Genomic DNA, 15,161 nt, shown 5'->3' on the forward strand with positions numbered 1-15,161 from the left:
TCCATTTTTAGCTCTCCTAAAAACAAAAACACCACTCAAAATCAGCTCCCATCTTTAATCTTTCTTTAACTCAATTCTACATCAACAACACCCTGAATTAATTTCATAGCATTTGCGACATGTGAATTTACCTTATATCGCTTAGGAAGTGCAATTTCGACTTCTCGCAATCCATCCTCTTGAATTAAAATAAGCCCAACCTCTCCATTCCCCCCAAGATTTAAATTTTGTTCAATTTGTGGAAGCATATCAACTGTTTTTATAAAGAGACGCATCATTTTATGCTGTTGTAATGATTCATTTTCCAAAGACTGAATTGTTTCAATTCGCAAACTAACTCCTTCAGAACGATTTTCTGCGCTCACCGTAATAATAAAAGATTTTCCGGGTTCTAGCATCTCTTCATAATCCGAGAGTGCCTCAGAAAAGAGAACTGCTTCATATTGTCCACTTGTATCAGAAAAATGAATAATTCCCATTTTTTTACCAGATTTTGTTTTGCGCACGTTTTTTGCCACAACAGTTCCAGCAAGCCGTGCAGCCGTTGCTCCCCCTTTAACGGCATTGGCAAAATTACCCCAAGTCTGAATGCGTTTTTTGTTCAGAATAGCTTGATACTCCTCCAAAGGATGCGCAGAAAAGTAAAAACCTATAGCTTGAAATTCTCGATAAAGTTTCTCAGCCGGCAACCAAGGGGTTGTTTGCGATAAAATCAATGGTTCTTTTAATCCGCCTGCCATTCCAAATATATCAACCTGCCCGCTAGAATTGTCATCGAGAATACGAAGTGCACGCGCATGAAGGGTTCCAAGATTGGCTAATAAAACCTCACGTGCAATGTTAAAACAATCAAAAGCACCAGCACAAACTAAACTTTCCATCGCACGCTTATTAACAATACGAGGATCAACACGCGCACAAAAATCTTCCAAATCCTTAAAAATCTTACTCCCACGACAAGAAACAATATGATCTACAACAGTTTCTCCCACACCTTTAATGGCAGCAAGAGAATAATAAATACAATTATCACCAACCTCAAAAACACGATGAGATGTTTGTATAGAAGGTGCAATAACTTCAATACCCAACCTTAATGCTTCACGCCGAAAATCATTGAGCTTATCTGTATTCGTCATATCATATGTCATTGAAGCAGCTAAAAACTCAACGGGATAGTTTGCTTTCATATAAGCCGTTTGGTAAGAAACAATTGCATAAGCAGCAGCGTGCGATTTATTAAAACCATAATCGGCAAATTTTGCTAAAAGATCAAAGATAATATCAGCTTGATCTTTATCCACGCCACCTGCAACAGCTCCATTGACAAAACGCGTACGCTGTTTTTGCATTTCAGCATGAATTTTTTTCCCCATAGCACGACGTAGTAAATCAGCTTCTCCAAGCGAATAGCCAGCAAGAACCTGAGCAATCTGCATCACCTGTTCTTGATAGACAATAACACCTTGTGTTTCTTTGATCAGATGATCTATCTTAGGATGAATAGAAGCAATTTCCTCTTCCCCATGTTTGCGTGCATTATAGGTTGGAATATTCTCCATTGGACCTGGACGATAAAGTGCAACCAGCGCAATAATATCTTCAATACGGTCTGGCTTCATTCCAATCAACGCCTTGCGCATACCAGAACTTTCCACCTGAAACACGCCAACCGTTTCACCACGTGCCATCATAGCGTAGGTTGCTTCATCATTCAGAGGAATATTTGATAAATCTATTTTAATCCCCTTTCTGGCAACAAAATCGACTGCCATTTTCAAAACAGTAAGCGTTTTTAATCCAAGAAAATCAAATTTTACCAGCCCCGCTTGTTCAACATATTTCATGTTAAATTGTGTAACAGGCATATCAGAACGAGGATCACGATACATCGGGACAAGCTCCCAAAGTGGACGATCTCCGATAACAATCCCAGCAGCATGAGTTGAAGCATGACGATAAAGTCCCTCCAACTGAAGCGCTATATCTAATGCGCGTCCAACAACGGGATCTTTTTTCTTTTCTTCTTCAAATTTAGGTTCATCCTTAATAGCATCTGCTAATTCTACCTGACTTCCTGGGGTGGCAGGAATTAATTTTGTAAGATAATCCACCTGACGATAAGGAACTTCTAAAACACGCCCCACATCACGCAAAACTGCACGTGCCTGTAACTTACCAAAAGTAATAATTTGAGCAACTTGATCACGTCCATATTTTTTTTGAACATATTGAATAACTTCTTCGCGCCGCTCTTGACAAAAGTCGATATCAAAATCTGGCATCGAAACACGATCTGGATTCAGAAAACGTTCAAAGAGAAGAGAAAACCGCAAGGGATCCACATCAGTAATCGTCAATGCATAAGCAACAAGTGAACCAGCACCAGAACCCCGGCCTGGTCCAACGGGAATGTCATGAACCTTTGCCCATTTTATGAAATCTGAAACGATAAGAAAATATCCAGAAAATTGCATACGCGTAATAACTGAAATTTCATAATCAAGCCGCTGTTCATAATCTGCAATCGTATACCCTTCAGCCAACCCTATTGTTTCAAGCCGAATCTTCAAACCATCTTTAGCCTGATTTAATAACTCACTATCTTCTATTTCTAAAGTAGTTTCTGAATTAACAGATTGTTCTATAAAACGAGGCAATATCGGTTTTCGAAGAGGCGAGGCAATATGACAACGCAATGCAATTTCAACACTATTTTCCAAAGCTTCTGGAAGATCAGAAAACAGTGTAACCATTTCATCTTGTGACTTCAAATAATGATCTGGTGTCACACGTTTGCGATCTGGATTAGAGACAATTTGTCCTTCTGAAACAGCCATCAGCGCATCATGCGCTTCATACCCTTCTCTTTGCAGAAAAAAAGCTTCATTCGTTGCTACAAGAGGAATTTCATGCGCATAAGCCAATTCAATAAGATCAGCTTCTACTCTCCGGTCATAAGAGCCATGCCGTTGTAACTCCACATAAAGACGATCAGCAAAAGATTTTTTCAAATAAATTAAGCGCTCAACAGCATGTTCTTTTTTCTCTTCTGCCAAAGAAAGATTAATAGGTCCTCCCTTTCCACCCGTTAAAGCGATTATGCCTTCACTGTGTTCTGACAACCAATCAGCTTTAATATGAGGAGGATCAGTATCACACTTATCAAGATAAGCACGGCTCACAAGACGAACCAAATGAGCATAACCGGTTTCGCTAGCAGCCAAAAGAACAATAGAGCAAAAATCAGAAGGATTACGCCATTTAGCCAAACGTGAATGATCATTTTCATCACAAAAATCAACAGTAAGCTGACAACCAATAATAGGTTGGACCCCATGAGAAAGACAATGCTGTGAAAATTCCAAAGCACCAAATAAATTATTGGTATCGGTAATAGCAACCGCTGGTGCATGATCTAAAATCGTCTGTTGAATAATTTGGGGGATTTTTAAAGCCCCTTCGAGCAAGGAATAAGCTGAATGCACTCTCAAATGAATAAAGCGAGGAAGAGAATTTTTGTTCTCTTGCATTTGCATTTTATTTTTTACCACTCTCACAATTTCCCACTACAAAATAAATGCTAAACAGCACCCCTTATAAAAGAAAAAACTTCTGTTCATCATCAAACTTTAAAGCTATAAATTCATCATCCTACATAGGAGAAATATCCCAATTTTATTAATATTTATAAGAGAGTTCTATCAAGAAAATGCTTCTATTCACAGCAAATAAACACCTAAAATAAAAAGAAAAACAATATACCTCATCTAAGTACTTTAATTTTTGACCATTTAATTGTATTTTTCTTTAAATATTAATTTCTCTTCCTAAAGTTCAATGTGTAAATAAAGCAACCTTGTCTTTATGACTTTATCCCCAAAAAGCTCTTCTAAAGGTCTAGAAAAAACAAAAAGGGCAGGTTAAATTTGCTCATGCCTCCAAGTCTTCTTACCCCACTTTTTAATTCTATCCGAACTCTTTCTGGTATTACACCTAAAGTCTATGGTTTATTGACCAAACTCTTAGATGTTAATCCCACACAACGCGAAGCAACCCTTATTGACCTTCTTCAATTAATGCCCCATTCCGTTATAGACCGCAGAATGCGTCCCAACATTGCTTCTGCAAAAGAAGGAGATACTGTTACGCTCGAAATTATCATCGATCAACATCAACCACCACCCCGTGGTCACAACCGAATTCCCTATCGTGTTATTGCCCATGATCACACAGGAAAAATAAATTTAGTCTTTTTTCATGCTCAACCTCTTTGGCTAAAAAAACAACTCCCCGAAGGAAAAAAAGTCATTATATCAGGAAAAGTTGAATGGTTTAATGGACAGCTTTCAATGGCGCATCCAGACTATATTGCCCCAAGCGAACAATCAAATCAGATACCTCTGATCGAACCTGTCTATCCCTCTACTGCAGGACTAACTGTAAAGACACTAAGACGCGCCATACAAAACACTCTTGATTTTATTCCTCTCCTCCCAGAATGGATAGATGAAAATGTAAAAAAGCAGCAAAATTTTCCTTCTTTTTCTGTTGCTTTACGCCGTATCCATGCGCCCATTAACCCCAATGATCTATCCTTAGAAAGTACAGCACGCAAACGTCTTGCCTATGATGAATTGCTCGCTTGTCAATTGGCACTAGGACTCGTGCGTTTGAAAACTAAATCTCTTGTTGGCACTTCTCGACCATCAACAGGAATTTATACTAAAAAATTGCTTAATATCCTCCCCTTTCAACTCACAACCGGACAAAAAAAAGCAGTAGAAGATATCGCAAATGATCTTGCTTCACCAGAACCGATGCTAAGACTACTTCAAGGTGATGTAGGCGCAGGAAAAACTGTTGTTGCATTGATGGCAATGGCACAAATTGCTGAAAATTCAGGACAATCAGCTTTAATGGCACCAACTGAAGTGCTTGCTAGGCAACATTTTGCCACCATCGCTCCTCTTGCCGAAAAGGTCGGATTACAAACAACGCTTTTAACAGGACGAGAAAAAGGGAAATTGCGGACAAATATCGTGAATGATATTCTGTCAGGTCAAGTTTCTATTGTCATCGGAACCCATGCTCTCATACAAAACAGTGTTACTTATAATAATCTCGCTTTAACCATTATCGATGAACAACACCGTTTTGGTGTCCATCAACGTATCGCTCTCACAGAAAAAGGCAATAAAGCTGATCTGCTGGTTATGACCGCCACGCCCATTCCGCGCACACTTGTCTTAACAGCTTTTGGTGATATGGATGTCTCTAAAATTACCGAAAAACCAATGGGACGACAACCCATTACAACAGCAACGCTTTCTTTGAAACGTCTTCATGAACTTATAGAGAGAATCGCAATTGCATTAGAAAAAGGAGAAAAGCTCTATTGGATTTGTCCTTTAGTAGAGGAATCGACAGCTCTTGATCTCACTTCAATTGAAAACCGCTTTGCATTTCTCCATGAGCGCTTTGGAGCACACGTTGGTATGATCCATGGAAAAATGTCTACAGCAGAAAAAGAAGCCGCTATGGCATCTTTTAAATGTGGAAATACACGTATTTTAGTTGCAACCACAGTCATTGAAGTGGGAGTAGATATTCCAGATGCTTCGATCATTATCATCGAACACGCGGAACATTTTGGCCTTTCACAATTGCACCAATTACGTGGACGTGTAGGACGAGGCGATAAAAAGTCTTCCTGCATTTTGCTCTATAAAGATCCACTGACTAAAACAGCAGCAACACGCCTTAATATTATCCGCAATACAGAAGATGGTTTTGAAATTGCTGAAGAAGATTGGCGCCTACGAGGCGAAGGAGAGCTTTTAGGTACAAAACAATCTGGAGTCCCTGAATTTCATATAGCAAACCTTGCAATTCATAGCGATCTTTTGTCAATGGCAAGAAAAGATGCTCGTTTATTTTTACAACGCGATCCTCATCTTTCTTCTGAGCAAGGACAAGCTTTACGGTTGCTCCTTTATCTTTTCGGACACAACGATGCTGCACGCCTCTTACGAGCAGGATAACAAAAACCCTCTAATAAAAAACTTAAATACCTCTCTGTTCAAATATGATTTTCTCTTAGAATTACCCATAAATGATCTACGCAGTCTCTTACCATCTTTATGCTTCATGAACGAATAACAAATCAACTGCATTAAAACAGTAGAAGCAATATTGCGTCTTTTTTTACCATTATATTCACATAACTGATCTATTTTTTGATAGGTAAGAAAATATTTTTCGTTTTATCGTAAAGGATTTAGGAATAAAAAACCTTTCTTCAGTATTCTCGTTCAACAGAGAAAAATGAAAAAATAAGTTTCATTATAAATCAATTTCTTACACTTGATTATTCTCCAAAAGATTCAGAAATATACTTTTATTCAACCGTGACTGATTTTGCTAAATTACGGGGTTGATCAACATCTGTTCCTAATAAAACAGCCGTATGATAAGCGATTAACTGAACAGGGAGTGCATAAATAATAGGAGAAATAAATTCTGGAACATCTGGCAAAGTGATCGTTGATAAAGTCTTAAGACAAGCTACTTCTGCTCCCTTTTTATCGGTTATTAAAATAATACGACCATTACGCGCTACCACTTCTTGCATATTAGAAAAAGTTTTTTCAAACCACCGATCATAAGGTGCAACAACAATAACGGGTATTGTCTCATCCACCAGAGCAATTGGTCCATGCTTTAATTCACCTGCCGCATAACCTTCAGCATGAATATAAGAAAGCTCTTTCAGTTTAAGAGCTCCCTCCAAAGCAATCGGATAAGAAGTTCCACGTCCCAGATAAAGAACACTTTTTGCATTCACCAAATCACGACAAATACATTCAATTTTTCTCTCTAATTTTAAGACCTCATTTAAAATACGTGGAACTTCTGCCAACTGTTGAACCAGTTGCTTTTCTATTTGAGCCGAGAGATAGCCACGTTGTTTAGCCGCACTAAGAGCGAGTGAAGCAAGCGTTGCCAATTGACAGGTAAAAGCTTTTGTTGAAGCAACACCTATTTCCGGTCCGGCAAGTGTTGGGAGAATAAAATCAGCCTCCCTTGCCATTGTTGATTGCTCTACATTCACAATTGTTGCTGTTTTTACACCCCGCTCACGACAATAACGCAAAGAAGCCAATGTATCAGCTGTCTCACCAGATTGAGAAACAAACAGCGATAACACATCAGACGTTATAGGAGGTTCACGATAACGAAACTCGGAAGCAACATCATTATCAACACTTAAAGCGGCAAATTTCTCAAACCAATAGCGCGCAACTAAGGTTGAATAATATGCCGTTCCACAACTCGCAAAAAGAAGCCGATGAATATTTTTCCAATCAATCAAATTCTCAAGCGGTCGAACCGCATAATTTCCAAGATCAAGATAATGCGCCAAATTATGAGAAATCACTTCAGGTTGTTCAAACATTTCCTTGTGCATAAAATGACGATGATTACCCTTAGAAATCAATAAAGCCCCTTCGAGTAATGTCGTCACAGGACGTTTTACCGGTTGGTTGTTAGCATCATAAATTGTAACACCTTCCCGTGTGAGAACAGCCCAATCCCCATCTTCCATATAGCTAATATAATCAACGAATGGTGCCAAAGCAATCGCATCTGACCCCACAAAAAATTCATCTTTTCCATAACCAATTGCCAGAGGTGGACCAGAACAAGCCGCAATCATAAGGTTATCTTCACCTTCGAAAATAAGAGCAATAGCAAAAGCCCCCTGCAGCCTTTTCCAACTGGTACGTATGGCTTCTTGCGGAGAAAGACCATCTTTTAATGCACGCGTTATTAAATGTGCAATAACTTCCGTATCCGTCTCTGTTTCAAAGATACAACCATCCTCTATGAGTTCCTTTTGCAGTTCTACAAAATTTTCAATAATACCATTATGAACAATCGCAAGCTTTTCAGTCACATGGGGATGCGCATTGCGTTCAACAGCAATTCCATGCGTAGCCCAACGGGTATGACCAATCCCTAAACTTCCCTCCAGAGGTGTTTTTTTTAATTTTTCTTCTAAATGAACAAGCTTCCCCTCAGCACGTACACGATAAAGATGCCCATTATGGACCGTTGCCACCCCAGATGAATCATACCCTCTATATTCAAGACGTTTTAACCCCTCAACCAAAGAGGACGTAACACACCTCTTTCCAAGAACTCCAATAATTCCACACATTAAAAAGCTCCAACCCACATCTTAAGATTCAAATTTTACAAAACAATCCAACAGCCTTTATTTAAAACTATAAATAATAAAAATAATTCAAACATGGAATACGGCAATCTTTAAGAATAAATCTTCCATCCATCGTTAGATTAACACGAAACAAAAGAATAAGCTGAAAATAATCATTTTTTCTGTTTGTTTTCTAACAAACGCTCTCGAAATTTTGTCGCATAGCCCTCTTTTATAACCTGTCGTGCACGCCCAAAAGCCATACTGTTCATAGGAATATTTTCAGTAATAACACTTCCTGAAGCAACATAAGAGCCATCCCCTATTACCAATGGGGAAACAAGTGCCGTATTAGACCCAACAAAAGCATGATCACCAATCATGGTTTTATATTTGTTAAATCCATCATAATTGCAAGTAATCGTACCGGCTCCAATATTGGTATGTGCACCAATTTCGGCATCACCAATATAACTTAAATGATTGATTTTAGAAGATTCTCCTACCTTAGCTTGTTTGACTTCACAAAAATTTCCAATCTTTACGGACTTTGCCAACTCTGTTCCAGGACGCAAACGTGCATAGGGACCAATCTGTGCATCTCTACCAACCACAGCACCTTCGAGATAACTAAATGCATGAATAACCGCACCAGATTGTACTTTTACGTTTAACCCAAAATAAACATTTGGTTCTATCACCACCCCTGGTGCAATTTCTGTATCATAAGAAAAATAGAGTGTTTCTGGCTTTAAGAGTGTAACACCCGATAACATTAAATCGCGCGCTTTACGTTTTTGCCAGAAAGAATCAGCCTCAGAAAGCTCAAAACCGTTGTTAATTCCTACAATATCTTCAAAAGGAACTTCAACAACACGCACATCTAATCCTTCGCGTGTTGCAAGAGAAGCAATATCTGTTAAGTAATATTCTTTTTTCACATTATTATTACCAACTTTCTCTAAAAGAGAAAGTGCATGTTTTCCACGCATAGCGAGTATTCCACCGTTACAAAAAGAAATCTTTTTTTCTTCATCGCTAGCGTCTTTTTCTTCTACAATTGCAATCAATTGACCATTTTTCTCGAGAAGACGCCCATAACCTGTTGGATGTTTGGTATGAAAACCTGCAAAAACAACATCTGCTCCATCAGCAAGCTGTGCACGCATTTGGTGCAATGAATCTTGCTGAATGAGAGGAGTATCCCCAAAAACAATGAGCACATCATCCACCTCCTTTTGCAAAGCTAAACGAGCAGACAAAACAGCATGGGCAGTTCCTAAACGCTCTTTTTGTTCAAAAATCATTACATCTTTTACAAATGACTGAACAACGTGCATAACCTCCTTAGCACCATATCCCACAACAACCGCTAATTGTGAAGAGCCTGCCAATTCTATTTGTTTTAGAACATGGCATATAAGAGGCAATCCAGCAATTTTATGAAGTACCTTAGGCAGAGACGATTTCATGCGCGTCCCCTCACCTGCGGCAAGAACAATAGAAAGACAACTTCTAACCATAAAAACACATAAGACTAACGAGAAAATCCAAAAAAATTCATAATACTGTGCCAACGAATATCTTCAATATAACTCAACGAAGGATAATGTTCTAAAAGCCAAAATGAAAGATCCTGCATAGAACCTGTTAAAAACAAAATCCCTGTAAGAATAAGAAAAACACCAATGATTTTTTCAACTTTTCCTAAATGAATACGAAAAGCTCCTAAAAATCGCATAAAACTGCTCGAAAATAAAGCTGCTAACATAAAAGGAATAGCAAGACCTAATGCATAAACCGCTAAGAGAACAGCTCCCTCTCCCACAGTTTCTTTTGTTCCAGCAAGCGTTATAATAGGACCTAAAATAGGGCCAATACACGGTGTCCAACCAAAGGCAAAAGCTAAACCGATAATATACGCGCCTAAAGGACCAGCAGGTGTTTTTTTGGTCTGAAAACGCGCCTCACGAAATAAAAAAGCGATCTTGAAAATCCCCAAAAAATTTAAACCAAAAATAATAATGACAATTCCAGCAGCAAGAGCAAACCAATCATGATAATAACCGATGAATTTCCCAATTGTACTAGCACTGGCACCTAAAGCAACAAAAACAGTCGTAAACCCAAGAACAAAAGCAATAACAGAAGATAATAAAGCCCACCGGATAAAGACTTTCTCATCAGGCTTTTCTGAACGAAAATCATCAATACCAACCCCTGCCATATAGCACAAATAAGGAGGAACTAACGGCAAAACGCATGGTGACAAAAAAGAGAGTGCCCCAGCAAAAAACACACCAACTGTTGAAATTTCAATCAAAATTCATACCCCGTCTTTCATCATAGTTTACCCCCCCATGAACAACAATCAATCCACATCTTCATCAACTCGCTGCATATTTTCTTCATTCGCTATCACACTTATATCTTCATCATGACCAGAAACGACTGAAAAAACTTTTTGATAGATTTTATCTTTATTTTTAGCAATTGCAATATACTCTCCCTCCGCTAACACGAGTGAAACATACGCACCTACTGTTTCATAAACGATATCACCAGAATCATTGGCAAGAGACCAACTTGTATCTGCAAGCGCTTCTCCTCTTTCTTGTCGCACCAGCTTTAAGACAATCTGAGCGGCCTGATGTTCAAGAGTAACTTCTGTTATTTTACCCGCATCCACTTGAATATCCGAACGAGCCGTCGCATTAATAGAACCATAATGGGAAGCAACATGGTAGCGGCCAGCTTTTAAACGCACAACTGATTGGGGTTTAACATTTGATATAATTACTCCCGTATCATCATTTTCTTTTTCATCCTCATAAATGGTAAAACGGAGTTCCTTTTCATTCATTACGCCATTGAGCAGTGTTGCATTTAAAATGACACCACCAGCCTCAAGATTAAAGTTTTTTACAAGACTCTGCCCATTTTCTAAACGAATATGGCGCACAGCACTCATATGACCAAATGAGACATGAACAAGATAATTTCCTGGTTCGAGATCAAAACGTGCACTTCCCCCCTTATAGGTTGCCACTAATGGTAACTTATTATCAATCCCTAGAATAGGAGCATAAACCCGCCAGACAAGCCCTTTTTCAATATCCGGATGACTATTTGTTAATCGAGCATTCAAAATGAGTTGTGTTTGAGATGCTAAGTTTTCGTTCTCCTGCTCTTGAGTCTTTACAATAAAACTCCTTGATTGTCTCTGCTGCTGATCTTGCCCTTCTCCTGCTTCAGAAAAAGCACAGTGGCTCCAAGTCAATAAAGAAAGCGCCACGCACAACCATACACATCGGTGCACTATTTTTATAAGAATACCCATTTTTGCATTGTTGACCAACATGATCTTTTTTTCAAGAAACAATATCACACAGCCATCATTTTAAATTGAGAAACTTACACCACAACCACATGATGAAACAGCATTGGGATTGTGGATTTGAAAAGACTGCCCCATAAGATCATCAACAAAATCAATCTCAGCTCCTTCCATAAAAGGAAGTGATAGTAAATCAATAAACACAACTGCCCCGTCTTTTTTGAGAACGAGGTCATCTTCACACATTTCAGAAACCAAGTCATATTTATAAGAAAAACCAGAACACCCACCACCTTCAACAGAAATACGTAATGCTATTTTATCGGGTTCACGCAAAAGTATCTGTGCAATTTTTTTGGCAGCAACATCTGAAATTTTCACATTCATTTTATATATCCTTGCATTAAACCATCAAGAAAGAGTATCCTACACTCAAAGAGCAGTTTATTTCTCATAAACCACTCTCAATTTTAAGATGATAATAGACAGCTTGCAATGGATATAGGCAATATCAACTTCAATTACCAATCTCGAGCAGTATACAGTGCTCATCCACAAACAAGCCGTGGTCGATTATACCATGAAACGATGAGCACCACACGCTCACCTTTTCAACGAGATAGAGATCGTATTATCCATTCTAATGCATTTCGACGTCTTAAACATAAAACGCAAGTGTTTATTGCTGATGAAAGCGATCATTACCGTACTCGCCTAACCCATTCCATAGAGGTTTCTCAAATTGCAAGAACATTAGCCCGTGCCCTGTGTCTTGATGAAGACCTTGCCGAAGCCATTGCCCTTGTTCACGACTTTGGACACACACCCTTTGGCCATGCAGGAGAAGATGCTCTTAATGAAGCCATGGTACATTATGGCGGCTTTGATCATAATGCACAAGCATTACGCATTGTAACAAAACTAGAACAGCGCTATGCAAATTTTGATGGACTTAACCTTACATGGGAAACCCTCGAAGGACTTGTAAAGCATAATGGTCCCCTTTTAGGTCCTCACGCAAAGAATAAGGAGGTTCCTATCGATATTTTACAATACAATGCAAAGCAAGACCTTGCACTCGATTGTTTTGCAGGGCTAGAAGCGCAATGTGCTGCTATTGCAGATGATATCGCATACAATGCGCATGATATTGATGATGGTCTACGTTCGCAATTTTTAACACTCGATCAATTTGAACATGTTCCACTAACAGCAGCAATATTAAAAGATATAACAGATGAGCATCCCCACCTCGACCAAGCGCGTCGCGGTTACACACTTGTACGAAGACAAATAACAACCATGGTTGAAGATGTTATCAAACAATCACAAGAAAATTTAGCACGCATCAAACCAACAAGCATAAACGATATTCACCAAGCAAAACAAACCATTGTCACCTTTTCACCGACAATGACCGTTTATGAAAAAGAACTAAAAAACTTTTTATTTAAAAATCTTTACTACCATGAACAAGTTCTTAGTCGTCGCAATGCAGCAAAATGCATTGTACAAAAATTATTCAATTGTTATTATGAAAATCCAAATACAATGCCTGAAAGTTGGCAGAGCAAAACAGTGCACTTAAAAAATCAAGAGTTAGCACGTTTGATTGCTGACTTTCTTTCAGGCATGACGGATCACTACGCTCTACGTGAATATCAGCGTTTATTTGACCATACAGATAATTTCGTTTAATGGCTTTTGGCATCATCATGGAAGCTAAATATGAATATCTTTAAAAACTTCGAAAAAAAAATTAAGAGATCAATTGAATTATCTGATATAAAAGGAAAAAATGGAGAAGATCTAGATTTATCAAAAATCACTGTTGATCCTCCGCGTGATTCCTCCCACGGTCATTTATCAACCAATGCTGCTATGGTGCTTGCAAAATCTATTGGAATCAATCCACGTGCACTTGCAGATAAAATCATAGAACTTCTTAAAAATGATTCCTCTATCGAAAATATAGATGTTGCCGGTTCTGGTTTTATAAACATAAAGCTTACAAAATTATTTTGGCAAGATGCTATAAAATCTATGCTTGAATTAGGCACTTCTTATGGTCGTATTCCAATGGGACAAGGAAAATGCGTCAATGTTGAATATGTCTCAGCAAATCCCACTGGACCAATGCATGTAGGACACTGCCGCGGAGCAGTTGTTGGGGATGTTCTCTCCAATTTGCTACAATTTACGGGCTATAACATTACAAAAGAGTATTATATCAATGATGCGGGTCAACAAATCGAAGTCCTCGCCCATTCGGTACTATTGCGCTATCGTGAAGCTCTTGGGCAAGAAATTAATGAAATTCCAGAAGGACTCTATCCTGGAGAATACTTGATACCATTGGGTCAATCGCTTGCTCAAGAGTTTGGTGACCAACTCCTCACGATGGATAAAGATGAAGCCTTATCTCTTGTGAAAGAACGTGCAATTCATGCAATGATGTCCATGATTCGCGAAGATTTGGCTGCTCTTAATATTTATCATGATATCTTTTTCTCTGAGCGAATGCTTTATGCAGATAATGCACGCGCCATTCGTAACACCATCAACGACCTCACTTTAAATGGTTATATCTACAAAGGAAAACTCCCCCCTCCCAAAGGACAAAATACAGAAGACTGGGAACCAAGCGAACAAACTTTGTTCCGTTCAACAAATGTCGGTGATGACCAAGACCGTGTTTTAGTCAAATCTGACGGTTCTTACACTTATTTTGCTGCTGATGTTGCTTATTTTCGGGATAAATTTAATCGTCATTTTGATGAAATGATTTATATTCTAGGCGCAGACCATGCGGGCTATGTAAAGCGGCTAGAGGCAATGGCAAAAGCAATTTCTGGGGATAAAGCTAAATTAAGTGTCTTCTTGTGTCAATTGGTAAAACTTTTTCGCAACGGTCATCCTGTACGCATGTCAAAAAGAGCAGGATCTTTTGTCACTCTACGGGATGTTGTCGAAGAGGTTGGGCGTGATCCTGTGCGTTTTATGATGCTATACCGTAAGTGTGAAGCACCTCTTGATTTTGATTTTGCAAAAGTAACAGAACAATCAAAAGATAACCCCATCTTTTACGTACAATATGCAAGTGCACGTTGTCACTCAGTCTTTCGTCAAGCACAAGAAGCGCTTCATATTAAAAGCTTTTCAAATAATACATTGATTGCCCATCTTCATCGATTAACAGATGACCATGAAATATTGTTAATACGCAAACTTTCTGAATATCCACGTATCATTGAACAGGCCGTAATTCATAAAGAACCGCATCGATTAGCGTTTTACCTTTATGACCTTGCCTCCAGCTTTCACACCCATTGGAATAAAGGGAGTGAAAATCTCAATTTACGCTTTATTCAACCTGATGATAAAGAGTTATCCTTTGCAAGATTAGGATTGATACAAGCTGTTATCAATATTTTATCATCAGGGCTTACCATCATAGGAGTCGAAGCACCCATAGAAATGCGTTGAAAAAGTTCTATAAATACATACAATAGGTACTCTATTGATAAACTTTTTCATGTATCCTTGCATGAGAGGGGGAAAATTTATAATTTTAATATAACAAATCAAAATCAACCATTG

At 38.6% G+C, this 15,161-nt stretch carries 9 protein-coding genes; 3 read left to right on the forward strand and 6 right to left on the reverse strand.

Translation table 11 applies throughout. The features are described from left to right. Positions 1-65: 65 nt before the first annotated feature. Positions 66-3,533 carry a DNA polymerase III subunit alpha gene (gene dnaE / locus ACFIMI_RS02730; RefSeq protein WP_375611586.1) on the reverse strand — a complete coding sequence of 1,156 codons (3,468 nt, stop codon included), beginning with the start codon at positions 3,531-3,533 and terminating at the stop codon, positions 66-68. Positions 3,534-3,935: 402 nt separating this feature from the next. Between dnaE and recG the strand changes: the two genes are divergently transcribed. Then, the gene (recG, locus tag ACFIMI_RS02735; RefSeq protein WP_375692218.1) at positions 3,936-6,044 is read left to right on the forward strand and encodes an ATP-dependent DNA helicase RecG; all 2,109 of its coding nucleotides are present in this window, start codon (positions 3,936-3,938) and stop codon (positions 6,042-6,044) included. Between the two features lie 356 nt (positions 6,045-6,400). Here the strand turns inward: recG and glmS are convergent, their stop codons facing one another. The 5 genes from glmS to ACFIMI_RS02760 form a co-directional block, all read right to left on the reverse strand. Then, the gene (glmS, locus tag ACFIMI_RS02740) at positions 6,401-8,224 is read right to left on the reverse strand and encodes a glutamine--fructose-6-phosphate transaminase (isomerizing) (protein ID WP_375611533.1); all 1,824 of its coding nucleotides are present in this window, start codon (positions 8,222-8,224) and stop codon (positions 6,401-6,403) included. A gap of 173 nt (positions 8,225-8,397) precedes the next feature. Further along, positions 8,398-9,747: a bifunctional UDP-N-acetylglucosamine diphosphorylase/glucosamine-1-phosphate N-acetyltransferase GlmU gene (gene glmU, locus ACFIMI_RS02745; RefSeq protein WP_375692219.1), complete on the reverse strand. Its 1,350-nt coding sequence runs from the start codon at positions 9,745-9,747 to the stop codon at positions 8,398-8,400. A 14-nt stretch (positions 9,748-9,761) separates the two neighbouring features. Next, positions 9,762-10,550, reverse strand: coding sequence for a cytochrome c biogenesis CcdA family protein (locus tag ACFIMI_RS02750; RefSeq protein WP_375692233.1), 789 nt, complete (start codon positions 10,548-10,550; stop codon positions 9,762-9,764). Between the two features lie 45 nt (positions 10,551-10,595). After that, positions 10,596-11,585 carry a carboxypeptidase regulatory-like domain-containing protein gene (locus ACFIMI_RS02755; protein ID WP_375627806.1) on the reverse strand — a complete coding sequence of 330 codons (990 nt, stop codon included), beginning with the start codon at positions 11,583-11,585 and terminating at the stop codon, positions 10,596-10,598. A 39-nt stretch (positions 11,586-11,624) separates the two neighbouring features. Continuing rightward, positions 11,625-11,948: an iron-sulfur cluster assembly accessory protein gene (locus ACFIMI_RS02760; RefSeq protein WP_273791197.1), complete on the reverse strand. Its 324-nt coding sequence runs from the start codon at positions 11,946-11,948 to the stop codon at positions 11,625-11,627. A gap of 108 nt (positions 11,949-12,056) precedes the next feature. On the opposite strand from ACFIMI_RS02760, the gene ACFIMI_RS02765 reads away from it, so the two are divergent. Next, positions 12,057-13,259, forward strand: coding sequence for a deoxyguanosinetriphosphate triphosphohydrolase (locus ACFIMI_RS02765; RefSeq protein WP_375627797.1), 1,203 nt, complete (start codon positions 12,057-12,059; stop codon positions 13,257-13,259). A gap of 30 nt (positions 13,260-13,289) precedes the next feature. Then, positions 13,290-15,047 carry an arginine--tRNA ligase gene (argS, locus tag ACFIMI_RS02770; protein ID WP_375692220.1) on the forward strand — a complete coding sequence of 586 codons (1,758 nt, stop codon included), beginning with the start codon at positions 13,290-13,292 and terminating at the stop codon, positions 15,045-15,047. Positions 15,048-15,161: the final 114 nt, after the last annotated feature.

The sequence above is a fragment of the Bartonella sp. AP4SXKL genome, assembly GCF_042195845.1.
Taxonomy (GTDB): Bacteria; Pseudomonadota; Alphaproteobacteria; order Rhizobiales; family Rhizobiaceae; genus Bartonella.

What these genes read in the sequence shown, in the direction of transcription:
- dnaE (WP_375611586.1), bottom strand. Translation starts at nt 3,533, where the DNA reads ATGCAAGAGAACAAAAATTCTCTTCCTCGCTTTATTCATTTGAGAGTG.
- recG (WP_375692218.1), top strand. Translation starts at nt 3,936, where the DNA reads ATGCCTCCAAGTCTTCTTACCCCACTTTTTAATTCTATCCGAACTCTT.
- glmS (WP_375611533.1), bottom strand. Translation starts at nt 8,224, where the DNA reads ATGTGTGGAATTATTGGAGTTCTTGGAAAGAGGTGTGTTACGTCCTCT.
- glmU (WP_375692219.1), bottom strand. Translation starts at nt 9,747, where the DNA reads ATGGTTAGAAGTTGTCTTTCTATTGTTCTTGCCGCAGGTGAGGGGACG.
- ACFIMI_RS02755 (WP_375627806.1), bottom strand. Translation starts at nt 11,585, where the DNA reads ATGTTGGTCAACAATGCAAAAATGGGTATTCTTATAAAAATAGTGCAC.
- ACFIMI_RS02760 (WP_273791197.1), bottom strand. Translation starts at nt 11,948, where the DNA reads ATGAATGTGAAAATTTCAGATGTTGCTGCCAAAAAAATTGCACAGATA.
- ACFIMI_RS02765 (WP_375627797.1), top strand. Translation starts at nt 12,057, where the DNA reads ATGGATATAGGCAATATCAACTTCAATTACCAATCTCGAGCAGTATAC.
- argS (WP_375692220.1), top strand. Translation starts at nt 13,290, where the DNA reads ATGAATATCTTTAAAAACTTCGAAAAAAAAATTAAGAGATCAATTGAA.